Origin of the sequence: Branchiibius hedensis (assembly GCF_900108585.1) — a bacterium.
GTDB classification, from domain to species: domain Bacteria; phylum Actinomycetota; class Actinomycetes; order Actinomycetales; family Dermatophilaceae; genus Branchiibius; species Branchiibius hedensis.
Window position 1 is genome coordinate 3,462,128 of the sequence record NZ_UESZ01000001.1, and the last position, 22,973, is coordinate 3,485,100.

At 67.1% G+C, this 22,973-nt stretch carries 26 protein-coding genes; 15 read left to right on the forward strand and 11 right to left on the reverse strand.

Annotated elements, in window-relative coordinates; genetic code table 11:
• Nucleotide 1: 1 nt before the first annotated feature.
• Nucleotides 2-454, reverse strand: coding sequence for a hypothetical protein (locus DR843_RS16820; RefSeq protein WP_109687665.1), 453 nt, complete (start codon nt 452-454; stop codon nt 2-4).
• Nucleotides 455-513: 59 nt separating this feature from the next.
• Between DR843_RS16820 and DR843_RS16825 the strand changes: the two genes are divergently transcribed.
• The gene (locus DR843_RS16825; protein WP_109689114.1) at nt 514-924 is read left to right on the forward strand and encodes a YccF domain-containing protein; all 411 of its coding nucleotides are present in this window, start codon (nt 514-516) and stop codon (nt 922-924) included.
• Here DR843_RS16825 and DR843_RS16830 read toward each other — a convergent pair.
• Both DR843_RS16830 and DR843_RS16835 read right to left on the reverse strand, forming a co-directional pair.
• The gene (locus tag DR843_RS16830) at nt 919-1,479 is read right to left on the reverse strand and encodes a suppressor of fused domain protein (protein WP_109687667.1); all 561 of its coding nucleotides are present in this window, start codon (nt 1,477-1,479) and stop codon (nt 919-921) included. The two genes, DR843_RS16825 and DR843_RS16830, sit on opposite strands and share 6 nt — an antisense overlap.
• Nucleotides 1,480-1,490: 11 nt before the next feature.
• Nucleotides 1,491-2,708, reverse strand: a complete 1,218-nt coding sequence (locus DR843_RS16835; RefSeq protein ID WP_109689117.1) for an AGE family epimerase/isomerase — start codon at nt 2,706-2,708, stop codon at nt 1,491-1,493.
• Nucleotides 2,709-2,789: 81 nt separating this feature from the next.
• On the opposite strand from DR843_RS16835, the gene paaK reads away from it, so the two are divergent.
• On the forward strand, nt 2,790-4,097 hold the full coding sequence (gene paaK / locus DR843_RS16840) for a phenylacetate--CoA ligase PaaK (protein ID WP_109687669.1): 1,308 nt from the start codon (nt 2,790-2,792) through the stop codon (nt 4,095-4,097).
• 13 nt (nt 4,098-4,110) lie between these two features.
• Here the strand turns inward: paaK and DR843_RS20650 are convergent, their stop codons facing one another.
• Genes DR843_RS20650 through paaZ form a run of 3 tightly spaced genes read right to left on the reverse strand, consistent with a single transcriptional unit; the run spans nt 4,111 to nt 7,935 of the window.
• Nucleotides 4,111-5,310 (reverse strand): GNAT family N-acetyltransferase, encoded by a 1,200-nt coding sequence (locus DR843_RS20650; RefSeq protein WP_245934172.1) that lies wholly within the window; start codon nt 5,308-5,310, stop codon nt 4,111-4,113.
• Nucleotides 5,311-5,352: 42 nt separating this feature from the next.
• The gene (locus DR843_RS16850; RefSeq protein ID WP_109687671.1) at nt 5,353-5,865 is read right to left on the reverse strand and encodes an OsmC family protein; all 513 of its coding nucleotides are present in this window, start codon (nt 5,863-5,865) and stop codon (nt 5,353-5,355) included.
• 39 nt (nt 5,866-5,904) lie between these two features.
• On the reverse strand, nt 5,905-7,935 hold the full coding sequence (gene paaZ / locus DR843_RS16855) for a phenylacetic acid degradation bifunctional protein PaaZ (RefSeq protein WP_109687673.1): 2,031 nt from the start codon (nt 7,933-7,935) through the stop codon (nt 5,905-5,907).
• A gap of 121 nt (nt 7,936-8,056) precedes the next feature.
• Here paaZ and paaA point away from each other — a divergent pair, with 121 nt between their 5' ends.
• Genes paaA through paaI form a run of 8 tightly spaced genes read left to right on the forward strand, consistent with a single transcriptional unit; the run spans nt 8,057 to nt 13,693 of the window.
• On the forward strand, nt 8,057-8,974 hold the full coding sequence (gene paaA / locus DR843_RS16860) for a 1,2-phenylacetyl-CoA epoxidase subunit PaaA (protein ID WP_109689121.1): 918 nt from the start codon (nt 8,057-8,059) through the stop codon (nt 8,972-8,974).
• On the forward strand, nt 8,971-9,255 hold the full coding sequence (paaB, locus tag DR843_RS16865; RefSeq protein WP_109687675.1) for a 1,2-phenylacetyl-CoA epoxidase subunit PaaB: 285 nt from the start codon (nt 8,971-8,973) through the stop codon (nt 9,253-9,255). The genes paaA and paaB overlap by 4 nt, the downstream gene beginning before the upstream one ends.
• 10 nt (nt 9,256-9,265) lie before the next feature.
• Nucleotides 9,266-10,150: a 1,2-phenylacetyl-CoA epoxidase subunit PaaC gene (gene paaC / locus DR843_RS16870; protein ID WP_109687677.1), complete on the forward strand. Its 885-nt coding sequence runs from the start codon at nt 9,266-9,268 to the stop codon at nt 10,148-10,150.
• A 5-nt stretch (nt 10,151-10,155) separates the two neighbouring features.
• Complete coding sequence (gene paaD, locus DR843_RS16875) at nt 10,156-10,647, forward strand: 1,2-phenylacetyl-CoA epoxidase subunit PaaD (RefSeq protein ID WP_109687679.1); 492 nt, start codon at nt 10,156-10,158, stop codon at nt 10,645-10,647.
• Nucleotides 10,647-11,702, forward strand: coding sequence for a 1,2-phenylacetyl-CoA epoxidase subunit PaaE (paaE, locus tag DR843_RS16880; RefSeq protein WP_109687681.1), 1,056 nt, complete (start codon nt 10,647-10,649; stop codon nt 11,700-11,702). Before paaD ends, paaE begins: the two co-directional genes overlap by 1 nt.
• A complete protein-coding gene (locus DR843_RS16885) occupies nt 11,695-12,432 on the forward strand; it encodes an enoyl-CoA hydratase/isomerase family protein (protein WP_109687683.1) in 738 nt (245 codons plus the stop codon). The genes paaE and DR843_RS16885 overlap by 8 nt, the downstream gene beginning before the upstream one ends.
• On the forward strand, nt 12,429-13,265 hold the full coding sequence (locus DR843_RS16890) for a 3-hydroxyacyl-CoA dehydrogenase family protein (RefSeq protein WP_109687684.1): 837 nt from the start codon (nt 12,429-12,431) through the stop codon (nt 13,263-13,265). Before DR843_RS16885 ends, DR843_RS16890 begins: the two co-directional genes overlap by 4 nt.
• The gene (gene paaI, locus DR843_RS16895; RefSeq protein ID WP_245934173.1) at nt 13,262-13,693 is read left to right on the forward strand and encodes a hydroxyphenylacetyl-CoA thioesterase PaaI; all 432 of its coding nucleotides are present in this window, start codon (nt 13,262-13,264) and stop codon (nt 13,691-13,693) included. Before DR843_RS16890 ends, paaI begins: the two co-directional genes overlap by 4 nt.
• Here paaI and DR843_RS16900 read toward each other — a convergent pair.
• Genes DR843_RS16900 through DR843_RS16910 form a run of 3 tightly spaced genes read right to left on the reverse strand, consistent with a single transcriptional unit; the run spans nt 13,683 to nt 16,995 of the window.
• A complete protein-coding gene (locus DR843_RS16900; protein ID WP_109687686.1) occupies nt 13,683-14,279 on the reverse strand; it encodes a TetR/AcrR family transcriptional regulator in 597 nt (198 codons plus the stop codon). The two genes, paaI and DR843_RS16900, sit on opposite strands and share 11 nt — an antisense overlap.
• A 25-nt stretch (nt 14,280-14,304) precedes the next feature.
• Nucleotides 14,305-15,651, reverse strand: a complete 1,347-nt coding sequence (locus DR843_RS16905) for an anaerobic C4-dicarboxylate transporter family protein (protein ID WP_109687688.1) — start codon at nt 15,649-15,651, stop codon at nt 14,305-14,307.
• Between the two features lie 3 nt (nt 15,652-15,654).
• Nucleotides 15,655-16,995 carry a M20/M25/M40 family metallo-hydrolase gene (locus DR843_RS16910; protein ID WP_109687696.1) on the reverse strand — a complete coding sequence of 447 codons (1,341 nt, stop codon included), beginning with the start codon at nt 16,993-16,995 and terminating at the stop codon, nt 15,655-15,657.
• A 76-nt stretch (nt 16,996-17,071) separates the two neighbouring features.
• Between DR843_RS16910 and DR843_RS16915 the strand changes: the two genes are divergently transcribed.
• Nucleotides 17,072-17,848, forward strand: a complete 777-nt coding sequence (locus tag DR843_RS16915) for an enoyl-CoA hydratase/isomerase family protein (protein ID WP_109687700.1) — start codon at nt 17,072-17,074, stop codon at nt 17,846-17,848.
• 26 nt (nt 17,849-17,874) lie between these two features.
• Here DR843_RS16915 and DR843_RS16920 read toward each other — a convergent pair whose 3' ends face one another.
• Nucleotides 17,875-18,486 (reverse strand): HdeD family acid-resistance protein, encoded by a 612-nt coding sequence (locus DR843_RS16920; RefSeq protein WP_109687705.1) that lies wholly within the window; start codon nt 18,484-18,486, stop codon nt 17,875-17,877.
• Between the two features lie 129 nt (nt 18,487-18,615).
• Here DR843_RS16920 and DR843_RS16925 point away from each other — a divergent pair, with 129 nt between their 5' ends.
• The 4 genes from DR843_RS16925 to DR843_RS16940 are packed head-to-tail and all read left to right on the forward strand — an operon-like array spanning nt 18,616 to nt 21,579.
• Nucleotides 18,616-19,533: a metal ABC transporter solute-binding protein, Zn/Mn family gene (locus tag DR843_RS16925; RefSeq protein WP_109687707.1), complete on the forward strand. Its 918-nt coding sequence runs from the start codon at nt 18,616-18,618 to the stop codon at nt 19,531-19,533.
• Entirely contained in the window at nt 19,530-20,339 is an 810-nt protein-coding gene (locus DR843_RS16930; RefSeq protein ID WP_109687709.1) for a metal ABC transporter ATP-binding protein, read from the forward strand. The genes DR843_RS16925 and DR843_RS16930 overlap by 4 nt, the downstream gene beginning before the upstream one ends.
• Complete coding sequence (locus DR843_RS16935; protein ID WP_109687711.1) at nt 20,339-21,190, forward strand: metal ABC transporter permease; 852 nt, start codon at nt 20,339-20,341, stop codon at nt 21,188-21,190. Before DR843_RS16930 ends, DR843_RS16935 begins: the two co-directional genes overlap by 1 nt.
• A complete protein-coding gene (locus tag DR843_RS16940) occupies nt 21,187-21,579 on the forward strand; it encodes a Fur family transcriptional regulator (RefSeq protein ID WP_109687713.1) in 393 nt (130 codons plus the stop codon). The genes DR843_RS16935 and DR843_RS16940 overlap by 4 nt, the downstream gene beginning before the upstream one ends.
• On the opposite strand, the gene DR843_RS16945 is transcribed toward DR843_RS16940, so the two are convergent.
• The gene (locus DR843_RS16945; protein WP_109687714.1) at nt 21,558-22,856 is read right to left on the reverse strand and encodes a cryptochrome/photolyase family protein; all 1,299 of its coding nucleotides are present in this window, start codon (nt 22,854-22,856) and stop codon (nt 21,558-21,560) included. The two genes, DR843_RS16940 and DR843_RS16945, sit on opposite strands and share 22 nt — an antisense overlap.
• Between the last annotated feature and the right edge of the window lie 117 nt (nt 22,857-22,973).

Sequence of the window (22,973 nt, forward strand, 5' to 3'; positions counted from 1 at the left end):
TCTAGCAGTCGTCGTTCTTCCAGGCGCCGCTCTCCAGCACCCACGGTTGACGGCTCTGGTTCAGACCGCTCTTGGCGTAGGTGTAGGTCGCAAAGCCGGAGTCGCCGTTGACCACGACGCTCAGGGTGGCGATGGGTGTCGTGCCGTAACCCTGGTGCACCCGCTGGACCGCGGCGCTGAACGTCGCCTCGCTGCTGAGCGTCTGGCAGCGGGCCGACAGCATCGCGTAGGCGGCCGAGCCATTGCCGCCGGTGTAGAACCCGGAGTAGGAGCGGACCGCCGACTCCAACGCCGCGCTCGGACTGGCGACTTTGCTGTCGTTCGCCGGGGGTGGGGTCGTCATCGACGTGGCTGGTGCGCTCGGCGTACCTGCATCGGAAGCGCCACTGCACGCGGCCAGGCCAGCCACGGCAGCGATCGCCGCCAGGAGGGTCGCATGGCGTCGCAGCCTCATTCGCGAACCCTAGCCGCGGAGTTCGTGAACCAGCTGAGTCATGCGGGAGAATGGTGTCCGTGAAGACGATCCTGAACATCATCTGGCTGGTGCTCTGCGGATTCTGGATGTTCCTGGGTTACCTGGTCGCCGGAGTCATCCTGTGCATCTTCATCATCACGATCCCGTGGGGTATCGCCTCGTTCCGGATCGGCGCCTACGCGCTGTGGCCGTTCGGGCGGACGATCGTCAGCAAACCCAACGCCGGCACCGGCAGCGTGATCGGCAACGTCATCTGGATCATCTTCGCCGGCTGGTGGCTGGCCCTGGGCCACATCACCACCGGTATCGCGCTGTGCATCACGATCATCGGGATCCCCTTCGGCATCGCGAACTTCAAGATGGTGCCGATCGCCCTGGTGCCGCTGGGCAAGGACATCGTGCCGACCTCGTCGCTGCGTGCGGGTCAGCAACCGCTCATCGAGCTATAGGACCGCGGGGCGGGTCACGTCGTAGAGGTCGGCGCCGGACTTCCAGAACTCCTCGAGCTTGCCGTCGCTGATCGCGGCCGCCTCGGAGGCGTGGATCGGGTAGATGCCAGCGACATGGATGACGTCCTGCGCCGGTGCGCCCTCGGGCGCGTTCAGGACGTTGAGGAAGTCGGCCTCGTCCAGCAGGGTCGGTGCGAAGACCACGAAATGGTCCATGGTGGATTCATCGGTGATCGGCTGGCCGAAGTTCAGCACGGTTCCGTAGCTGAACGGGCAGCCGGTGATGTTCGCCGCCAGCAGACCGGCGGCCCGGGCCCAGCGGTGATCAGTCGACTTCACCCCGATCAGCAACTCGGGCCGGCCGCGGGTCCACGCCGGGTTGTCCAGCAGCGACAACCCGTAGGTGACGCCGACGAGCATCCCGTTCTCGGGGACGTCGGGGTAGACCAGCGCACTGATCCGGTTGCCGTCGGGCCGATCCTGGTAGTAGATGTTCGCCGGGATCTTGCCGGCGAGCGCGTCGAAATGGCTGACGAAGTCCTCGACCCTGGTCATGGGCGTCAACGCTACGCGAGGTGACCCTGGGCGATCGCGGTGGCAAAGCTCGGAGTGAGTGGCAGCAACGGCAGCAGGGTTGCCTGCAACGCGTGGTAGAGATCGGGTTTGCCGGCCCACACCGTGGCCGCCGGCCTGTTCGTGGCGTCGAGTTCGTGGTGCCAGGAACCGTTTTCGTGATCGATCACGTAGCGCTGCGTGTAGTCCCACCACTGCGCATACCGATCGGCGTACGCCGAGTCGCCGGTCCGGTGCCACAGCGTCACCGCCGCGCCGAGCGCCTCTGCGACGACCCAGTGCATCCGCTCCCGCACGACGGGGCGGCCTGACCAGTCCGTGGTGTAGACGAAGCCGTCGGCGCCGTCCGCGGCCCAGCCGTCGATGACCGCCCTCTCGAAGAGCGCCTTCGCCGGCGTCAGCCAGTCGGTGCGGTCGGCCTCCCCGAGGGCTGCCTCCAGGTGCAGGAGCAGCCGGGACCACTCCAGTGCGTGGCCGACGGTTGCGCCGTACGGCTTGAACTGGTCGCCGGGTTTGTCCCGGTTGAGTTCGAGTTGTGGTTGCCATTGCGCGTCGAAATGCTCGGGGATCCGCCAGTCATTGGTGCGCGCTTGAGCGATGACGAATTGCGATATCCGGCGGGCCCTTTCCAGCCAGGCGTGGTCACCGGTGACATCGGCCGCCGCCAGACAGGCCTCGACCAGGTGCATGTTGGCGTTGATGCCGCGGTAAGGGTCCAGCGTGCTGAAGCTGCGATCCCACGCGTCGACGGCCAGGCCGGCGTCCTCGTCCCAGAACCGCTCCAGCAGTACCTGTTGCGCGTCCTGCAGGAGTTCCTCGGCGCCGTCGAGTCCGGCCGTGACGCCCGACGTGGCCGCCAACAGGACGAAGGCGTGTGCGTAGGCCGCCTTCGTGCCGTCGTCAGGTTGCACGCTGGCCAGCCAACCGTCGAACGCCGAGTCGTGCAACCGGCCGGTCAGTCCATCGAGGGCCGATTGCGCGACGGGGGTGCACCCGGGGATCCCCATCAGGTGACCCAGGGAGTAGACGTGCACCGTGCGGGCGGTGATCCACGTGTGGATCCCGTTCTGCGGCAGGGGTTTTCCCTGATCGTCCAGCCAGTAGGCGCCGCCGTCCGCGCTCGGCGTACGACGCCCGAAGGTCAGCAGGGATCGCGCCTGGTCGTGGAGCCACTCGCGATGGGTCGGCAGGTCGGGCCACGGGGCGGTCATGGCAGCGATCATCCCACCGGTTGCCACATGTGAGCCGCGACACATAAGATACTGACCGATCGTTCAGGAAAGGGCAGCTGCATGGAAGACCGAACTCCGCGACCCGAGGACCTCGAGCCCATCGAACGGGCTTCGACCGACGAGTTGCGCGCGTTGCAGACCGAACGGCTGCGCTGGTCGGTGCGGCACGCCTACGAGAACGTGCCGCACTACCGCAACAGCTTCGACACCGCGGGGGTCCACCCCGACGACATCAAAGAACTGAGTGACCTGGCCAAACTGCCGTTCACGGCGAAGGCCGATCTGCGGGACAACTACCCGTTCGGGATGTTCGCGGTGCCCCGCACCCAGGTCTCCCGGGTGCACGCGTCGTCGGGCACGACCGGCAAACCGACGGTCGTGGGCTACACGGCCAAGGACATCGACACCTGGGCCACGGTCATGGCGCGCAGCATCCGAGCGGCCGGTGGGCGCGCCGGCGACATCATGCACAACGCCTACGGGTACGGCCTGTTCACCGGTGGCCTCGGCGCGCACTACGGCGCCGAGAAGCTGGGGTGCACCGTCGTGCCGGTGTCCGGTGGGATGACCGAGCGGCAGGTGCAGCTCATCCAGGACTTCCGGCCCGACCTGATCATGGTCACGCCGTCCTACATGCTGGCGATCATCGATGAGATGGAGCGCCAGGGCGTCGACCCGCGAGCCACGTCGCTCAAGGTCGGCATCTTCGGGGCGGAACCGTGGACCAACGACATGCGCCAGGAGATGGAGCAGCGCCTCGACATGCACGCGGTCGACATCTACGGCCTGTCCGAGGTCATGGGTCCGGGTGTCGCCAACGAGTGCGTCGAGACCAAGGACGGTTTGCACATCTGGGAGGACCACTTCTATCCCGAGGTCATCGACCCGATCACCGGTGAGGTGCTGCCCGACGGGCAGGAAGGCGAGTTGGTCTTCACCAGCCTCACCAAGGAAGCCATGCCGATCATCCGGTACCGCACGCGTGACCTGACCCGGTTGCTGCCCGGCACGGCTCGCACGATGCGCCGGATGGAGAAGATCACCGGTCGCACCGACGACATGATCATCCTGCGGGGGGTCAATCTCTTCCCGACACAGATCGAGGAACTCATCTTGCGCACGCCGGCGCTGTCGCCGCACTTCCAGTGCGTGCTGTCCCGCACCGACACCCTGGATGCGATGACCGTGCTGGTTGAGCACCGCGAAAGCGCCTCTCTGGCAGACGGTCTCGCGGCCGGCCAGGAGCTGCGGCACCTGGTGAAGAGCACCATCGGCGTTTCGGTCGCAGTGGACGTGGTCGCTCCGGACTCCGTCGAGCGGTCGGTGGGCAAGATGCGCCGCATTGTCGATCATCGCCCGAAGCGGTAGCCGTCGTTGTGGGTTACCGCCCGTCGTCGCGGAGGCGGCCGTAGATGGCGACATCGACTCTCTGCCCGTCGATGAGGAACTTGCCGCGCTCGGTGCCTTCGTAACGGAACCCGGCCGCGCGTGCCACCGCCCCCGATGCCGGGTTGTTGGCGCGATGCCCCAGTTCAAGTCGCTCTAAACCCAACTGGGTCAGAGCAATATCAGCCACTTCGGCTGCGGCGACACTCATCCAGCCGCGACCGCGATGGGATGCGTTCATCCAGTACCAGAACCAGCCGCTGCGATTCGGCTGATCGATGGTCATCGCAACGAGGCCGACCAGCCGATCCCCGTCAGTGATGGCGTACGCCGCGTGGCGATCCTCTGTGACCAGTCGCTCGACGTACTCCCGGGCCTGGTCCATCGTGGTCACGGTGCCCTGGCGCGCCATGTCCGTGCTGGAATCGAACGCGGTCAGAACGTCAGCCGCGTCGTTGATTTGCAAGGAACGGATGCCGCCTTGTCGCTCCATGTGAGTCGGTGTCACCGGTCCCGGAGTCAGGCTCAGCCATCCGTCGTCGAGATCGGTGAGGTGAAGCCCAGCGCCGGTGATGCGTGCACGTTCGGCCACGGTGTCAGTGTGCTCTGTCTTGCTCACCTGCCTGTGGGAGAAAAGGATTCGGCCGTTCCCGTCAGCGAAGGTGTATTCGTTACTCACCTGGAGGCATGAGTCTTGATGCGTGGCGCTGAACCAGCGCTGGACCGTGAACTGTCCGCTACGTCCCTCGGCGCTCAGCCGTCGGGGAACGTCGGGCCCGTCACTCGCACCGAGGTGGCTGTCGATCAGGGCTACACCGTCGGGCGCCAGGAGATCCCGGACCGCCGACCAGAAGCGATCCCGCTGCACGATGGGCACCTGGCAGATGACATGGTGCGCCACAACGAGGTCCGCAGGTGCGATGACGGATCGGGCAGCTTCCACGGTGAGCGGCAGCACTGAGACCTGCTCCCGGTCCGGGTGATCGAAGAGGCGCCACAACACTGCGTTACGGGCAGCCGCGTCAGGCTCCAAGCAGATGATTTCGGTGCCCGGAAAATGGGCCATCAGCTCCAGGGTGCCGGTGCCGCAGCCGGGACCGATCTCGATGATGCGGTCTGGCGTGCCGGCAGCATCCAGCGGATATCCGACCTCTTGCTCTTTGGTGTAGGCCACGAACTCCGAACTGGTGATCACTGCAGTGAGGCTACTGCTCGTCGACCTCGCCACCGGCTCAAGTCATCCTCGCGAACGGACGACAATGACCTGGGGCGGGCTCTTGAGGCTTTGCCCGACGACGCAGTAGCGCTCGGTCAGCTCGGCCAGCTTTGCCAACGTCGCATCGTCGGCGTCGGTGTCCAGGCTGATCGTCAGCCGAATCGGGCCGACCCCGACATCCACCGAACGGTCCAGGCCAAGGGTTCCGCGGGCGTCGAAATCGGATGATGCCTCGATGGCAGCACCGGCGTAGTCGATCCGCATCGCGGTCGCGACACTGCGGCAGGTGACCCCGGCACAAGCCACCAGAGCCTCCAGGAGCAGATCGCCCGAGCAGGCGTCGGAGCCGTCACCGCCCGTGGCCCGATGGAGACCGGCCCGCACCGGGCCAGCGAATCCGTCCACCGTGCAGGTGATCCCGGGATCGCGGAAGTCACCTGTCGCGTGGATCGGAGTCAACGCGGAGGTTGGGTCGGACCGGTACTTCTCCTTTAACGGAGCTTGCAGGGCGCGGAGCTCATCGACTGTGGTCATCCCACAGACTTAGCACGCCCGCGCGGGTCCTCGTGCTCCTTAGTGGTCCTTGGCGACCAGGGTCAGGACGTCGTACGTCGCGACCGGCTCATCGCGCTGGTTGGTGACGACGGCATCCCAGCGCACCTCGCCGTAGTCGGCGCTCGACCGCGGGGTGATCGCCTTGACCGTCAGCGTCACCGCGATGTCGTCGTCCACCTTCACCGGGGTGAGGAAGCGCAGGTTGTCGACGCCGAAGTTGGCCAGGACCGGCCCCGGGTTGGGTTCGACGAACAGACCCGCGGCCAACGAGACCACCAGGTAGCCGTGCGCCACGATCCCGCCGAAGAGCGGATTGGCGGCCGCCGCCTCGGGGTCGGTGTGCGCGTAGAACGTGTCGCCGGTGAACTCCGCGAAGTGCGCGATGTCCTCACCCGTCACCGTACGTCGATCGGAGACGATCGCGTCCCCGACCCGGAGCGTGGCCAAGGACTTGCGGAACGGGTGCTCAGGCGACACCGTGCGCTCGGCCCCGCTGAACCAGGAGCCGGTGATCGCGGTCAGCGCATCCGGGGAGGCCTGGATCGCGGTCCGCTGCATGTGGTGCAGCACGGCCCGGATGCCGCCCAGTTCCTCGCCCCCACCGGCTCGGCCGGGACCGCCGTGCACCAGGGTCGGCAACGGTGACCCGTGGCCGGTGGACTCGGCGGCGTCAGTGCGATCGAGCACCAGGATGCGGCCGTGCCAGGGAGCCAGGCCCAGAACGACCTGTCGCGCCACAGCGGGATCGTGGGTCACCAGGGAGCCCGCGAGGCTGCCGCCGCCTCGAGCAGCCAGCGAAACAGCTTCTGCCACGGAGGAATACGAGATGACGGTCGCGACCGGGCCGAAGGGCTCGACCTCATGCGGCTCGACGGCACCGTCATGGGCGCGCAGCAGCACCGGCCCCATGAACGCGCCGTTCGCTGCCGATGCCCCCACGACGGTCACATGGTCGGGGTCGCCGAAGACTAGGTCCGCCGACGCCCGCAGCGCCTGCACGCTCTTGCGCACCTCGTCACGCTGGTCGAGGCTGACCAGCGCACCCATCCGCACGGTGTCGTCGGCCGGGTTGCCGACGGTGATCTTCGACAACCGCCCCGAGAGAGCGGCAATCACCTCATCGGTCCGTTCGGCGGGCACGATGACCCGGCGGATCGCCGTACATTTCTGCCCGGCCTTGACGGTCATCTCGGTGACCACGCCCTTGACGAACAGCTCGAATTCCGGGTCGTCGACGCTGACGTCCGGGCCCAGGATGGAGCAGTTCAGCGAGTCGGCTTCCACGCCGAGTTCCAGTCCGCCGTGCACCACGCTGGGGTGCTGGCGCAGCGTGGCTGCAGTGGCGGCCGAGCCGGTGAAGGCAACCTGGTCCTGGGTGCCGAGCAGCTCGAGCAGGCCGTCCGCGCTACCGCAGAGCAGTTGCAGGGCACCGTCCGGCAGCAGGCCACTGTCGAGCATCGATGCCACGGCGGCGTGGGTGAGGTAGGCGGTCTGCGTGGCCGGCTTCACGATGGTGGGGCGACCGGCGAGGAAGGCCGGTGCGAACTTCTCCAACATCCCCCACACCGGGAAGTTGAAGGCGTTGATCTGCACGGCGACACCCGGACGCGAGGTGTAGAGGTGCTGCCCGACGAAGGTGCCGCCCTTGCCGAGGGGCTCGGGTTTGCCGTCCAGGACGATCGTGTCGTTGGGCAGTTCGCGGGTGGCCTTGGACGCGAACGAGAACACCGTGCCGATGCCGCCGTCGATGTCGACCGCCGAATCCCGCCGGGTCGCGCCGGTGCGGGTGGACAACTCGTAGAACCCGTCCTTGGCGGCGGTCAGGTGTTTGGCGACACCCTTCAGGATCGCGGCGCGCTCGTGGAAGGTCAGCGCCTGGATCGCGGGCGCGCCCACGGACCGGGCGTAGTCAACGGCACCCGCGAGGTCGGCGCCGGCCGCTGAAACCCGGCACACCTCCTGCCCGGTGACGGCATCCAGGACCGGTCGGCCCTCGTCGGTTGCGGTGAACCAGGAGCCGGCGAGATAGCTGCTGAGCAGTTCGGACACGAGGAAACCTCTCGGGTGATCGAAAGACGGGTTGCGTGGGTGTGACGCAGCTGACATATTATTACTGAACGAACGGTCTGTAAATACACCAGGAGGTCCCGTGACGCTTGTCGAAGACACCATGCTCGAAGGGCACTTCAACGCCGTCATCGAGGCGAACGACCGCATCGAACCGCGGGACTGGATGCCGGAGAAGTACCGCGCCACGCTGGTCCGCCAGATCGCCCAGCACGCGCACTCGGAGATCATCGGGATGCAACCGGAGGGCAACTGGATCACCCGGGCACCCTCGTTGCGGCGCAAGGCGATCCTGCTGGCCAAGGTCCAGGACGAAGCCGGCCACGGGCTCTACCTCTACTCCGCCTGCGAGACCCTCGGCGTCTCCCGGCTGGAGCTGACCGAGCTGCTGCTGGCCGGCAAGCAGAAGTACTCCTCGATCTTCAACTACCCGACGCTGTCCTACACGGACGTCGGCACCATCGGCTGGCTGGTCGACGGTGCGGCCATCTGCAACCAGGTCCCGCTGTGCCGCACCTCCTTCGGCCCCTACGGCCGGGCGATGATCCGGATCTGCAAGGAGGAGTCCTTCCACCAGCGCCAGGGTTTCGAGTTGCTGTCGACGATGATGCGCGGCACCGACGAGCAACGCGCCATGGTGCAGGAGTCGGTGGACCGGTTCTGGTGGCCGGCGCTGATGATGTTCGGCCCGCCCGACGACGACTCGCCCAACACCGCCCAGTCGATGGCCTGGGGAATCAAGCGCGACACCAACGACGAGTTGCGGCAGAAGTTCGTCGACATGACCGTGCCGCAGGCAGAGGCGCTGGGCGTGACCCTGCCCGACCCGCACTTGGCGTGGAACGCCGAGCGCGGCCACTACGACTTCGGCTCGCCCGACTGGGCCGAGTTCAAAGCCGTCGTCACAGGTGAAGGGCCCTGCAACGCAGAGCGATTGGCGCACCGCCAGCGCGCACACGACGAAGGTGCCTGGGTGCGAGAAGCAGCTACGGCGTACGCCGAGAAGGGAGTCAGCGCATGACCGAGGACTGGCCGCTGTATGAGGTTTTCGTGCGGGGTAAGCGCGGACTGAACCATGTCCACGTCGGATCGCTGCACGCCGCCGACGACGACATGGCGGTGCGGCACGCCCGCGACGTCTACACCCGTCGCAACGAAGGCGTCAGCATCTGGGTCGTCCGCTCGTCCGACATCACCGCGTCCAGTCCGGACGAGAAGGACCCACTGTTCGCGCCGTCCGGGGACAAGGTCTATCGGCACCCGACCTTCTATGCGATCCCCGACAACGTCCCGCACATGTGAGAAGGCAGCCATGACCTATGAAGTGGACGGCAACTGGGCGTTCGGGACCGACTTCGAGGACCCGTTGGCCGGGGTGGACACCACCATTGCCGCGGGCACGGACGCCGGGGCGCTCGCGGCCTACTGTCTGATGCTCGGCGACGACGCGCTGGTCTACGCCAACCGGTTGTCCGAATGGGCCAGCAACGCGCCGGATCTCGAGGAGGACATCGCGTTGGCCAACACCGCGCTGGATCTGCTGGGTCAGGCCCGGTTGCTCCTCGCGAGGGCCGCGCTAGCCGACCCGGGCGTGGTCCCGCAGTTGCCGGACGGCTCACCGGTCCCGGGGGACGATGCGCTGGCGTTCTTCCGGGATGACGCCGACTTCCGCAACGTCCGTCTCGTCGAACCCGACAACGGGGACTTCGCGGTCACGATCGTGCGGTTGTTCCTCTTCGCGACCTATCGGTTGGCGCTGCTGGATCGGCTGCGGCTCAGCAGCGATCGGGTATTGGCGGCTATCGCGGCCAAGGGCGTCAAGGAAGTGACCTACCACCGCGACTACGCCGCCCGCTGGCTGGTGACCCTGGCCAAGGGGACCGACGAGTCGCGACGCCGCACCGAATCAGCCGTGCGGGTCGTGCTGCCCTATTGGGCGGAGTTGTTCGACGATCATCCGATCGAGGTGCTGATGGCCGATCAGGGTGTCGGTGTACTCCCCAGCAGCTTGCGAGACGAAGCGGATGACATTGTGGCCCAGGTGTTTTCGGCCGCGGAGCTGGTTCGTCCCGAGGCTCGGCGGGTGGGCTCGGTCAACGGCGGTACCGGCCGCGACGGTCGGCACACCGAGGCCCTTTCGCTGATGCTGGCCGAGATGCAGTCCGTCGCCCGGGCGCACCCGGCCGGGCAATGGTGAGAACGATGGTGAGCGCGCTGCAGGTGGCAGCGGCGGTCACCGACCCGGAACTGCCGATGCTCACCCTGGCCGACCTCGGCGTACTGCGGGATGTGACCGAAGGCGAGGACGGCGGTGTCACGGTCACCATCACGCCCACCTACTCGGGGTGCCCGGCGATGGCCACGATGCGCGATGATCTGGCAGCCGCATTGCAGCGCAACGGATTTCGCGATGTTCAGATCAACGTGAGTCTCGAACCGGCCTGGACCACCGAGTGGATCTCCGAGAAGGGCCGGGCCGCACTGCAGGAGCACGGGATCTCCGCCCCCGGGCCAGCCCCGCGACGTACCGGACCAATTCCCCTGTCGTTGTTGCCAACTCGGCGCAGCGTGGCCTGCCCACGGTGTGGTTCTGATCGCACACAGGTCACCTCCGAATTCGGACCGACCGCCTGCAAGGCGATCTACCGCTGCACCGACTGTCTCGAACCCTTCGAGCACGTGAAGGAAGTCTGATGGCCACCACCTTCCACGAACTGAACGTCGCCCGGGTCGAACGCCTCACCGATGATGCGGTCGCCGTGACCTTCGAAGTGCCGGACGCCCTGCGCGAGCACTTCGACTTCGGCGCCGGGCAGTCGTTGACGCTGCGGCGCCTCGTCGAGGGCGCCGAGCACCGCCGCTCGTACTCCATCTGCGCCCCCGCGGGCAGCGCACCCCGGGTGGGCGTGCGCGAGATCCCCGGCGGCGGGCTCTTCTCCACCTGGCTGACCCGTGAGCTGCGGGTCGGTGACCGGGTCGAGGTCGGTACGCCGAGTGGCCGGTTCCGCGCGGACCCCACCTCGGGCGGGCGGCACCTGTGCATCGCCGCGGGCTCAGGGATCACCCCGATGCTGTCGGTGGCGGCGACCGTGCTGACGCATCCCGACGCGCAGGTGACGTTGCTCTACGGCAACCGGACCACGGACTCGGTGATGTTCGCCGAGGAGCTCGCGGATCTCAAGGACCGCTACCCCGCGCGGTTCGAGGTGGTGCACGTGCTGTCCCGGGAGCCGCGCTCGGTTGACCTCTTCTCCGGCCGGTTGGACGCGGATCGGCTGCGCCGGTTGCTGGCGCTACAGCCGATGGACAACATCGACGACGTGTGGTTGTGCGGGCCGTTCGGGATGATCAACGATGCGCGCCAAGTGCTCGCGGAGATCGGATTCCCCTCGCAGCGAGTGCATTTCGAACTGTTCTACGTCGACGAGCCGCCACCGGAGGTGCATCGCGCGGAGGCTGCCCTCGACGGGGCGGTCAGTCAGGTCACCGTGACCCTGGACGGGCGTGAGACGCGGATCCCGATGTCGCGGGAACACAGCATTCTCGACGGCGCCGCCGCCTCCCGCAGCGATGTGCCGTTCGCCTGCAAGGGCGGGGTCTGTGGCACCTGTCGCGCGGTGGTCCGCGGGGGCGAGGTCGACATGCGGCGCAACTACGCGTTGGACGACGCCGAGGTCGACGCCGGGTTCGTGCTCACCTGCCAGACCTACCCGGTCAGCGACGAGGTCAGCGTTGACTTCGATGCCTGAACCGGTCCTGGTGGAGGATGCCGGTGATCGGTTGGTCGTGCGCCTCAATCGCCCGCAGGCCCGCAACGCCATCGACCAGGAGATGGTCGACGCGCTGCACGAGGTGTGTACTGCGTTGGAGGCAGCTCCCCGGATCGGGTTGATCATCGGTGAGGGCAGCACGTTCGCGGCAGGGGCGGACATCGCGGCGCTGCGCGAGCGGCGCCGGGACGACGCGCTGCGCGGGATCAACTCGGGGTTGTTCGACCGGATCCGGCGCTTGCCGATGCCGACGATTGCGCTGATCGACGGATACGCACTCGGTGGTGGGGCGGAACTGGCCTACGCCTGCGACTTCCGGGTGGGCACCCCCAAGGTGAAGATCGGCAACCCGGAAACGGGTCTGGGCATCCTCGCCGCCGCCGGGGCCACCTGGCGGCTGGCGGAACTGGTCGGCGAACCGCTGGCCAAGGAGATCCTGCTGGCCGGGCGGGTGCTGGATGCCGACGAGGCGTTGGCGGTGCGACTGTTGACCGAGGTCGTCGACGCCACCGATCTGCTCGCGGCCGGTCACCGCCTCGCTGACCGGATCGGTCGCAACGCGCCGCTGGCGGTGCAGTTGACCAAACGGGTCTTTCACGCACCCCGGGAGGCGCACCCGTTGATCGACGACATCGCCCAGGCCGTGTTGTTCGAGACGCCGGAGAAGCACGAGCGGATGACGGCATTCCTGGAGAGGAAGAACCGATGAAAGTAGGGGTCTACGGCGGTGGCCGGATGGGCGCCGGGATCGCGCATGCGTTCCTGCTGACGGGAGCCGAGGTGGACATCGCAGAAGCGTCGGAGGCCGCAGCGGAGGCCGCGCGGGACCGGGTCGCTACCAGCCTGGCGAAGGCGGCCCAGCGCCAGGCCATCCCCGGCGGCGCCGCCCCTGAGGAACTGCTCACGCACCTCACCGTCGGCTCCGATCCCGCGGTGCTGTGCGACGCCGAGGTCATCGTCGAGGCGGTCCCGGAGGACGCTGCTTTGAAGAAGACTGTGCTGCAGACCTGTTCGCAGCAAGCACCCGATGCCTGGCTGGCCAGCAACACCAGTTCCCTGTCGATCACCGAGTTGGCCGCCGCGCTGCCGTCGCCAGAGCGGCTGATCGGGCTGCACTTCTTCAACCCGGTCCCCGCCAGTGAATTGGTGGAGATCGTCGTCGGCAAAGACACCGCTCCCGAACTGGTCGAGCAGGCCACGGGTTGGGTGCAGCAACTGGGCAAAACCGCTATCACCGTGCAGGATTCGCCCGGCTTCGCCAGTAGCCGCCTCGGGGTCTTCCTCGCGCTGGAGGCGATGCGGATGGTCCAGGACGGCGTCGCCAGTGCCGCTGATGTCGACACCGCGATGACGCTGGGTTACAGACATCCGACCGGACCGTTGCGCACCACCGACATCGTGGGTCTCGACGTCCGGTTGGCGATTGCTGAGCACCTGGCCCGCGAACTGGGCGACCGCTTCGAGCCCCCACAGATCCTGCGGGACAAGGTCGCGGCCGGCGAGCTGGGTCGCAAGAGCGGCAAGGGTTTCTACCAGTGGTGACCGATCCGCAGCAGATCGCCGAACTGAGCACGCAGGAGATGTGGCGCACCGACGCCGCGTCCCAGGGTCTGGGCATGTCGGTGCTCGCGGTGGCTCCCGGTGAAGCAACCGTGTCGATGACCGTGCGTGAAGACATGGTCAACGGCTGGGGCATCGCGCACGGCGGATTCATCACGGCCCTGGCCGACTCCGCCTTCGCCGTCGCCTGCAACTCGCGCGGTGTCGTCACCGTGGCAGCCGGCATCGACGTGACCTTCCTGGCCCCGGCACGCCTCGGTGACGTGCTCGTCGCCACCGCTGGCGAGCGAGTCCTCAATGGCCGCAACGGGATCTACGACGTCGACGTCACCCGTGATGGTGAGGTCATCGCGACCCTGCGCGGGCGCAGTCGGGCTACCTCGCGACGCAATCCGGCGGTTACGCCGTAAGCCCGTCGAACGCCGTACGCACCACGTCGTCGGCCAGGGTCTGCGGATCGGTCGGGCCACCCGGGCGGTACCACTCGACCAGGGAGTTGACCATGCCGAACAGCAGACGGCTGGCCACGACCGGGTCGATGTCGTCGCGGACCGCGCCCTCGGCGGCGGCCTGCGCGTAGAGCCCGGCCAGCTGCTCGTCCAACGATCGCCGCCGCCGGAGCGCCTCCTGTTCGACGGGGCTGTTGCCGCGCACCCGCAGGAGCAAGGTGACCGCCGGCAGGTGCTCGGTCAGGATCAGCACCGAGTCGTGCACGACCGTCCGCAACCGGTCGTACGCCGATCCCGGGCTGACGCTCGCAGCCTCCACGGTGGCGGTGAGCTGCTCGAGGGCCTCGTCGAGGGCGGCCGCGAGCAGGTGCTCCTTGCTCGGCACGTGGTGGTAGATCGCGGACTTGACCACACCGAGCTCGGCGGCGATGTCGCCGACGCTCGTGCCGTCGTACCCCTGCCGGTTGAACAGATCGATCGCGCAGCGCAGGATGTCGGCTTGGTCGTGACCCGGGCGGCCACGACGGGGTCGCGCCGGGGAACTCATACCCCGCAAGGTAGCCGATCAGGTGCTACCCGATCACCAACGCCAGCAGGATTCCGACGATGACCGACACCACCACCATCACGATGGTTGGTAACAGGAACGAGTGGTTGACGACGTACTTGCCGATCTTGGTCGTCCCGGTCTTGTCGATCTCCACGGCGGTCAGCTGGGAACCGTTGGCCGGCAACGTCATCACGCCGCCCATGGCCGGTAGGTAGGCGGCCAGTTGGGGGACGCCGACGCCCAGACTCAGCCCGAGCGGGATCATCGTGTTGACCGCAGCGGACTGGCTGGTGGTCATCGCGGCGACCAGGAAGATGCCGACCGCCAGGAACCACGGTGCGCTCTTGGCGATGTTGGTCAGCCCACCGATCACGGTGTCCTCGTTGGCGGCGATGAAGGTGTTGGCCAGCCAGGCGATACCCAACAGGGCGATGATCGCGGTGAGACCGGACTTGGTCAGCGGAGCGTCCAGCACCTCGCTCGGTTTGACCTTGCCGATGTAGATGACGGCCAGGGCGACCGCCAGCATCACCATGATCAGCAGGGTGGTCAGGGACAGGGTCTGGGTCTTCCCGTCCACGGTCCACGACGGCAGGAGGTCCTTGAAGGCGCCGAGAATGACCACGACGAGCACCCCGATGAGGAAGGTGATCGCCGCGGGCTTGGCGCGGGGGGCAAGTGGCTTCTTGTCCTCACCGGTCTCAGAGGCCGGCGGGTCGACCAGGCCCTTGGCCAACCGGTCCTGGTAGATCGGGTCGTCGGCGAGGTCCTTGCCCCAGTGCAGGGTGAACAGCGCGGCGGCGAGGACACCGACGATGCACGCCGGCATCGTGATCGCGATGATCTGGCCGAGGGAGAGCGCATCACCGCGGTCGCCGGTTAGACCGACGAAGGCGGCCATCGCCGCCGACACCGGGCTTGCGGCCAGCGCCACACCCGAGGCGGCCACCGACGTGGACAGGGTGCGCTCGGGGCGGATACCCCGCTCGTAGGACACCTCGTAGATGACCGGCAGCAACGGGAAGATGATGTTGCCGGTGCCGGCACTGGCGCAGAACAGCAAGGTGACTAGTGGCGCAAGGAAGTTGATCGCCCGGGGGTGGGCGCGGATGACCCGCTCCGCGACTGCTACCAGATAGTCGATCCCGCCCGCGGCTTGCATCGCGGAGGCGGCGGTGATGACCGCGAGGATCACCAGGATGGCGTCGGAGGGGATGTCCCCGGGCTGCTCCCGGAAGAGGAACACCAGGACCAGGACCCCGACCGCACCCCACAGCCCCAGCCCGATACCGCCGGTCCGGACGCCCATGTAGATGCCCCCGACGACGACCAGCGCCTCCAGGATCATGATCAGGTTGCTGTGATGCATGACCTACCCCTGGGCGAGGGACTGCAGCAGAAGCACCTGGGCCAGCGCCATGTTCTCGATCTCGCTGGGATCGACGCTCTCGTTGGGTCCGTGGATGTGGGACAGCGCCGCATCCTCGGCGCCGATCAGGACGAAGTCAGCCTCCGGGCTGGCGGCGCGCAGCTGGTCCAGCAGCGGGATCGAGCCGCCTGAGCCGACCAACCCGACGTCTTCGCCGTACGCCGTTTTGAGCGCGGTCCTCATCTGCGCGAACGCGCTGCCATCGGTGCCCTGGTGGAAGGCCGGGGACTTCTTGTTCTCGGTGACTTCGACGTGGACGCCGCCGGTGACCTTGTCGCGCAGGAAGCCGGTGAGCGACTGCATCGCCGCCTCTTCGCTCTGGCCGGGTGGGATGCGCATCGCGACCATCGCCCGGGCCCGCGGTTGCAGCACGTTGCCGCCCTCGTCGACGCTGGGAGCGTCGATGCCGAGCACGCTGATCGAGGGTTTGGACCACAGCCGACTGGCGATCGAACCGGTCCCGACCAGGTCGACGCCGTCGAGGACACCCGCGTTGCTGCGCAGCATCTCCTCGGAATACTCGGTGCCCTCCCACTCGGTGGCCTTGATGTCCGGGATCAGGCAGGTGCCGTCGTCGTCGGTCAGTTGCGCGAGCAGTTTGATCAGCGCCATCAGCGCATCGGGTGCCGCGCCGCCGAACAGACCCGAGTGCACCGGGTCCTGCAGGGTCGACAACTCGACGATCGCCTTGACGTGGCCGCGCAGATCGGTGGACAGGACCGGCTCGCCAACGGTGAGGTTGCCCATGTCGCCGACGACCATGACGTCGGCCTGGAAGAGTTCCGGATGGTCGGCGACGTAGCCCTCCAGGTGGCTGACCGTCTCCTCCTCACCCTCCAGGACCAGTTTGACGCCGACCGGCGGTTTGCCCTCGAAGGCGGCCAGGGTGGCCAGGTGGATCGCGATCCCGCTCTTGTCGTCGGCGGCGCCCCGGCCGTAGATCCGGCCGTCCTTCTCCGTGGCGGTGAACGGCTCGGTGTCCCAGCCCTGCTCCTTGGGGGCAGGTTGCACGTCGTAGTGCCCGTAGAGCAGCACCGTCGGGCTGCCTTCTGGCCCAGGGATTTCCGCCCACACCGCGGGGTAGCCGTCAGGGATCTCCTGCAACCGGGCGGGGACCCCGTAGCGCTGGAAGGCGGCGACCGCCCGGTCGGCCATCTGATGGACCGGCTCAGCCGGGAAGGCGGGGAAGGCGACCGAAGGGATCGCCACCATCGCTTTGAGTTCGTCGATGATCTCCGGCATCAGCGCCGAGACCTTGTCACGGTATTCCTGATCGGTGGCCATGACAGGATGGTTCCGCTGCCCGTAGACGTTGTCCCACCCCTGAGGATGTAGTTGGTCGCCTGGGTAGCCTGACGGCATGAGCGATCCAGTGAGTACGACGATCGACGGGTCCGTGGCGACCATCACCCTGGGCCAGCCGGCTCTGAGCATCGCGGTGAAGGAGGCGTTGCGGGACGCGCTCGCGGCAGTCGCCACCGACCAGTCCGTGCGCGCGGTGATCCTCACCGGGACCGGGTCCACCTTCTGTGTCGGGCAGGACCTCGCGGAGCATGCCGCGAATCTGGCGTCCGCGCCGGAGCTGAGCCTGAACACCGTTGACGAGCACTACAACCCGATCGTCCGATCGATCACCTCGATGCCCAAGCCGGTGATCGCGGCGGTCAACGGCACCTGTGTCGGAGCCGGATTCGGCTTCGCGCTCGCGTGTGACCTGATCGTGTTGTCCAACGAGGCCAAGCTCGGCACGGCCTTCACCGGCATCGGGCTGACGTGCGACTCCGGCCTGTCGTGGACCCTGCAGCGGGCTGTCGGTCTGTCCCGGGCGCGCCGGCTGGTGATGCTGCCGATGCCGTTCTCGGCGGCCGACGCCGTCACCTGGGGACTGGCGGCGGAGTTGGTCGAGCCCAGCCAAGTGCTCTCTGTGGCAACCAAACTCGCGGTGGGGTTGGCGGCCGGCCCGACCGCGGCGTACGCCGAATCGAAGGCTCTGCTGGACCAGGCCGCGTCCTCGACGCTGGACCAGGCGCTGGACGCGGAGGGTCCCGCGCAGCAGCGACTCGGTCTCACCCAGGACCATCAGGGCGCGGTGACGTCGTTCCTGGCGAAGGAAAAACCCCGGTTCACCGGTCAGTGACCGTGAACCGGGGCTTCCCGGGGTGACTAGAGGGTGGCTTTGATGGTCTGGTTGCCGAACCGCAGACCACGCAGGATCTGCAGAACACCCATGATCACGAAGGTGATTCCGACGATCAGCCAGATGATGGCTGCGCCGGTGATGGGACCGATGAGCAGGATGACACCGGCGACGATGCTGATCACACCGAAGATGGCGGCCCAGATCTTCGAGGGCGCGTCGCCGAGGGTCACCAGGGCGGCGATGCCGTCGATGATCCAGGCGATACCGATGAACAGGCCCACCACGAAGGCGAGTCCGACGGTTGCGGAACCCAGGTGCGCCAGCGCCCAGATGCCGGCCCACGCGAACAGCACCGCGACGAGGGCAGCGACGATCCGGGCGCGACCGGGCAGGCCGGGGGTGAGGGCGACGGCGGCGTTGGCGAGGGCGGAGAACAGCACCCCGATCGCCAGCAGTGCCGTAATGGCCTTGGCGGTGTGACCGGGCCAGATCAGGATCAGCAGACCGATGACCAGCAGCACCGCACCGGTCACGAGAAGGAACTGCTTGAACCGCTGGGCGACAGTGCGCTCCAGGGTGTTCGCATCGATCCGGAGACCGTAGTCGTCGGGATCGGAGGTCATTGTTTGGCTCATACCAGCAGTATTCCGGTATTTCGCGGAAACACACAGGTTCGCTGGCCGCGCCACACCGTGTCGCGCGGAATTGTTCGGTTACTCACCGGTCGGCTTGCTGATGCAAATGAGAACCGTTATCGTTTAGGTATGACGCGACGACTCCTCGGGATGACACTCGGACTGGCAACGCTGGCAGGCGGATTGACCGCATGTAGCGGCGGCGGCTCCGACGCGACGGCCACCAGCGGCAACGGGGTCGTGCAGGTGGTTGCTTCGACCAACGTGTGGGGTGACGTCGCCAAGACCATCGGCGGTGATGCGGTGCACGTCACCTCGTTCATCAACGACCCCAGCCAGGACCCGCACGAATACGAGGCAAGTGTCCGCAACCAGCTCGCGATCAAGAACGCCGGCGTCGTGATCGAAAACGGCGGTGGCTACGACGATTTCATGACCAAGATGGTCGCCTCGGTCGGTGACAGCAACACCGTGCTCAACGCCGTCGACATCTCCGGGAAGAAGGCCGCCGCGGGCGAGGACCTCAACGAGCACGTCTGGTACGACTTCCCGACCGTGCTCAAGGTGGCCGGAGCCATCAAGGACAAGTTGGCGACCTTGGACCCGTCGCACGCCAACACGTTCACGAAGAACCTCACGACCTTCACCGAGCAGGTCAAGGCGCTCGAGGCGCAGGCGGCTTCGGTGAAGACCGCCCATGGCGGTCAACCCGTCGCGATCACCGAGCCGGTGCCGGGCTATCTGCTGGAAGCGTGCGGCCTGGTCAACAAGACACCGGAGGCGTTCAGTGCGGCGATCGAGGACGGCAACGACGTGTCGGTCGGCATCCTCAACGACACGTTGAAGCTGTTCACCGGCCACCAGGTGAAGGCGTTGGTCTACAACGAGCAGACCACCGGGCCGGTCACCCAGAAGGTGCTGGACACCGCGAAGAGCTCGAACGTGCCCGTCGTGCCGGTGACGGAGACGCTCCCGGCCGGATCGACGTACGTTACGTGGATGAAGAGCCAGCTGACCGCCTTATCCACCGCCCTCGACCGGTCATGACCGCGCCGGCCCTGGAGCTGACCGACGCCGCCCTGGCGTACGGCGATCGGGTCCTGTGGAGCGGACTGAACCTGAGCGTCGAGCCGGGTGAGTTCATTGCGGTGCTCGGTCCGAACGGGTCGGGCAAGACCAGTCTGTTGCGCGCGATCCTTGGGTTGCAGCACATCTCGGGCACGGTTCGGGTGGCCGGCGAACCGGTGCATCAGGGCAACGAGCACGTCGGCTACGTGCCGCAACACCGTTCGTCCGCATCGGCGTTCGCGATCCGGGGTCGTGACCTGGTGCGTCTCGGCATCGACGGGAACCATTGGGGACCCGGCCGACGCAATGCGGCGGTCGAGTCGCGGGTGGACGAATTGTTGGAGCAGGTCGGGGCATCCTCGTACGCCGACGTGCCGATGTCGCTGCTGTCCGGCGGGGAACAGCAGCGGCTGCGGATCGCCCAGGCCATCGCCAACCGGCCCGCGCTCTTGCTGTGCGACGAACCGCTGGTCTCCCTGGACATTCCGCACCAGCAGGCCGTGGTGCAACTGATCTCGGACCAGGGCCGCAACGGGACAGCGACGCTTTTCATCACCCACGAGCTGAATCCGGTTCTGCCGTATTGCGATCGGGTGCTCTATCTGGTCGAGGGCAGCTTCCAGCTTGGCACGGTCGATGAGGTGATGAACGACGAGACGTTGAGCCGCCTCTACGGTGCGCCGATCGAGGTCATCCGGCGGGGTGATCGCATCGTCGTGCTCGGCACGGATGTCGCGGCCGGTGACACCCATCATCAGCACTGTCACCCGGGGGAGGAGCACTGATGGATCGGATCTTCAACTTCAGCGACTACGCGGAACTCCTTCCGCTGGTGCAGAACTCGCTCATCGCAGCCATCGCCCTCGGGTTCCTGGGCGGACTCTTCGGCACGTTCGTGATGATGCGGGATCTGCCCTTCGCCGTGCACGGCATCAGTGAGTTGTCCTTCGCGGGGGCGTCAGCAGCCCTACTCTTCGGCATCAACGTGGTCGCCGGGTCGGTCATCGGATCGCTCATCGCGGCCGGCATCCTCGGCTTCCTCGGCAGTCGAGCGCGGGATCGCAACTCGATCATCGGCGTACTCATGCCGTTCGGTCTCGGCCTCGGTGTGCTGTGTTTGTCTCTCTACCAAGGTCGTTCGGCCAACAAGTTCGGATTGTTGCTCGGCCAGATCGTGGCTGTGGACGACACGCAACTGGCCGCTCTGCTCGTGGGCTCGGCCATTGCCATTGTCGCGTTGCTGATCATGTGGCGACCGTTGCTCTTCGCCAGTGTCGACCCCGAGGTCGCGCAGGCCAGAGGTGTGCCGGTGCGGGCGCTGTCGCTGGCCTTCATGCTCGCGCTGGGCGTTGCGGTCGCACTGTCGATCCAGGTGGTGGGTGCGCTGTTGGTGTTGTCGCTGTTGGTGACGCCTGCTGCGGCGGCCTTCCGGGTGACGGCCTCGCCGGTGTGGGCGCCTGTGCTGGCAACGGTTTTCGCGCTCATCGCCATGGTCGGCGGAATCTTGCTGGCTACCGGGGCGAGCATCCCGATCAGCCCCTACGTGACGACGCTGTCCTTCTTGATCTACCTGATCTGTTGGGCCGTTGGTCGTCGGCGCAGTGCGCGGGGCTGGACCGCTCGGAGCGCCGCATGAGCCGCCGGGCCACGAAACAAGGCGCTGCGGTGGAGGCAGCCTTGGCCGCCGACACGACCTTCCGCAGTGCGCAGGAGTTGCACGCGGGGTTGCGCGTGGACGGTCAGAGCATCGGGTTGGCCACGGTTTACCGGCAGTTGAGCGCGCTCGTCGAGGACGGCCGAGCCGACGTGGTGCAGGGCCCGGACGGGGAGAGCCGGTACCGGTTGTGCGGACCGTCGGAAGCTGATTCGCACCACCACCATCTGGTCTGTCGGGAGTGCGGCGCCAGTGTTGAGGTGGCCAGTTCAGCGGTGGAGAAGTGGGCCTCGCAGATCGCTGCGGACGCCGGTTACACGCAGGTCAGCCACACCGTCGAGATCTTCGGTCAGTGCCCGCGGTGCTCGTAACGCCGTAGCGTCTCCTCGCGCTCGGCCTTGTGGTCCACGATCGGATCGGGATACTCATCCGTGCCCAACTCGGGGATCCAGCGCTTGACGTACTCGCCCTGCGGGTCGAACTTCTCGCCCTGCGTGGTCGGATTGAAGACCCGGAAGTACGGCGCGGCATCGGTCCCGGTGCCCGCAACCCATTGCCACCCGTGGTTGTTCGAGGCGATGTCGCCGTCGATGAGGCGGTCGAGGAAGTAGCGGGCACCGTGCGGCCACCACACATGTAGGTCCTTGGTCAGGAAGCTGGCCGTGATCATCCGGACCCGGTTGTGCATCCAGCCGGTCTCGTTCAGCTGTCGCATCCCGGCGTCGACGATCGGGAAGCCGGTGCGGCCGTCTTTCCAGGCTTCGAAGGTCTCGTCCGGCTCGTCATAGGGGATGCCGAGCGGGTTGAGATCGTGCCACGCGGACTTCGGGTTGTGGTGCAGCACGTCCGCGTAGAACTCCCGCCACGCCAACTCCGTGACGTAGCGGTCGGCGCGCTTGCTCTTGGGAGCCTCGGCTAGCAACGTGCGCGGATGTAGGACGCCGTACTTCAGATAGGGCGACAGCCGTGAGGTGGCGTCACGGTCGGGGCGGTCCCGGTCGTCGCCGTAATCGGCTATGTCCTCGAGGAATTCGTGCCATCGCTGCATGGCCGCGTCTTCGCCCGCGGGCGGAAGTTCGGGGGCTTCGCGGATGGCCTTGTCGAGCATTGCGTCCACGCGACCGTCGGAGTCCGCGGTCGCCCAGCGCACCCGGTCGACCTGCGCGGGGGCAGGCCAGCCGTGCTCGCGCCACGCCTTCGAGAACGGCGTGAAGACTTTGTACGGCTTGCCGCTGCCGTTGCTGATCAGACCGGGACCGACGGCGTACGGCGTTCCCGTCTCGACCAATTCGACCTCTGCGTCGTTGAGTGCGGCGGCGATCCTGGCGTCCCGTCGAGCGCCGTAGGGAGTGGTCTCACGCGTGACGTGCACCCGTGCGGCCCCGAGCTCGCGGGCCACCTTCGGGACCACGACGGACGGGTCACCCAGGCGGATAACCAGCCGATCGGCGTACGCCGAGTTGGTCGCCTTGAGCGTCGCGGCCAGCCAGCCGCGACGGGCTGGGCCAGCGGACTTCCACAACACGGGGTCGATCACGAAGAGGGGCAGGACGCCCGCGCTGCCGGCGTCCTCGTGCGCCTTCAACAGCGCCGGATGGTCGTGTCGGCGCAGGTCGCGACGGAGCCAGAGGATGGCCGGTTGGTTCATGCGCCCAGCTTCGCCGGTCGGTTGGTGAGGTGGCCACCTACCTGGGGGCAATGCCGGTATAGCTGGGAGAATCCTGTATAAGTGCTGAGCGGGACGACAGGACGGTGGTCCCGGGGA

What these genes read in the sequence shown, in the direction of transcription:
- DR843_RS16940 (WP_109687713.1), top strand. Translation starts at nt 21,187, where the DNA reads ATGAGCCGCCGGGCCACGAAACAAGGCGCTGCGGTGGAGGCAGCCTTG.
- DR843_RS16915 (WP_109687700.1), top strand. Translation starts at nt 17,072, where the DNA reads ATGAGCGATCCAGTGAGTACGACGATCGACGGGTCCGTGGCGACCATC.
- DR843_RS16900 (WP_109687686.1), bottom strand. Translation starts at nt 14,279, where the DNA reads ATGAGTTCCCCGGCGCGACCCCGTCGTGGCCGCCCGGGTCACGACCAA.
- DR843_RS16935 (WP_109687711.1), top strand. Translation starts at nt 20,339, where the DNA reads ATGGATCGGATCTTCAACTTCAGCGACTACGCGGAACTCCTTCCGCTG.
- DR843_RS16920 (WP_109687705.1), bottom strand. Translation starts at nt 18,486, where the DNA reads ATGAGCCAAACAATGACCTCCGATCCCGACGACTACGGTCTCCGGATC.
- paaK (WP_109687669.1), top strand. Translation starts at nt 2,790, where the DNA reads ATGGAAGACCGAACTCCGCGACCCGAGGACCTCGAGCCCATCGAACGG.
- DR843_RS16910 (WP_109687696.1), bottom strand. Translation starts at nt 16,995, where the DNA reads ATGGCCACCGATCAGGAATACCGTGACAAGGTCTCGGCGCTGATGCCG.
- paaE (WP_109687681.1), top strand. Translation starts at nt 10,647, where the DNA reads ATGGCCACCACCTTCCACGAACTGAACGTCGCCCGGGTCGAACGCCTC.
- paaD (WP_109687679.1), top strand. Translation starts at nt 10,156, where the DNA reads ATGGTGAGCGCGCTGCAGGTGGCAGCGGCGGTCACCGACCCGGAACTG.
- DR843_RS16835 (WP_109689117.1), bottom strand. Translation starts at nt 2,708, where the DNA reads ATGACCGCCCCGTGGCCCGACCTGCCGACCCATCGCGAGTGGCTCCAC.
- paaB (WP_109687675.1), top strand. Translation starts at nt 8,971, where the DNA reads ATGACCGAGGACTGGCCGCTGTATGAGGTTTTCGTGCGGGGTAAGCGC.
- DR843_RS16945 (WP_109687714.1), bottom strand. Translation starts at nt 22,856, where the DNA reads ATGAACCAACCGGCCATCCTCTGGCTCCGTCGCGACCTGCGCCGACAC.
- DR843_RS16850 (WP_109687671.1), bottom strand. Translation starts at nt 5,865, where the DNA reads ATGACCACAGTCGATGAGCTCCGCGCCCTGCAAGCTCCGTTAAAGGAG.
- paaA (WP_109689121.1), top strand. Translation starts at nt 8,057, where the DNA reads ATGCTCGAAGGGCACTTCAACGCCGTCATCGAGGCGAACGACCGCATC.
- DR843_RS16930 (WP_109687709.1), top strand. Translation starts at nt 19,530, where the DNA reads ATGACCGCGCCGGCCCTGGAGCTGACCGACGCCGCCCTGGCGTACGGC.
- DR843_RS16820 (WP_109687665.1), bottom strand. Translation starts at nt 454, where the DNA reads ATGAGGCTGCGACGCCATGCGACCCTCCTGGCGGCGATCGCTGCCGTG.
- DR843_RS16925 (WP_109687707.1), top strand. Translation starts at nt 18,616, where the DNA reads ATGACGCGACGACTCCTCGGGATGACACTCGGACTGGCAACGCTGGCA.
- DR843_RS16890 (WP_109687684.1), top strand. Translation starts at nt 12,429, where the DNA reads ATGAAAGTAGGGGTCTACGGCGGTGGCCGGATGGGCGCCGGGATCGCG.
- paaC (WP_109687677.1), top strand. Translation starts at nt 9,266, where the DNA reads ATGACCTATGAAGTGGACGGCAACTGGGCGTTCGGGACCGACTTCGAG.
- DR843_RS16830 (WP_109687667.1), bottom strand. Translation starts at nt 1,479, where the DNA reads ATGACCAGGGTCGAGGACTTCGTCAGCCATTTCGACGCGCTCGCCGGC.
- DR843_RS16905 (WP_109687688.1), bottom strand. Translation starts at nt 15,651, where the DNA reads ATGCATCACAGCAACCTGATCATGATCCTGGAGGCGCTGGTCGTCGTC.
- DR843_RS16885 (WP_109687683.1), top strand. Translation starts at nt 11,695, where the DNA reads ATGCCTGAACCGGTCCTGGTGGAGGATGCCGGTGATCGGTTGGTCGTG.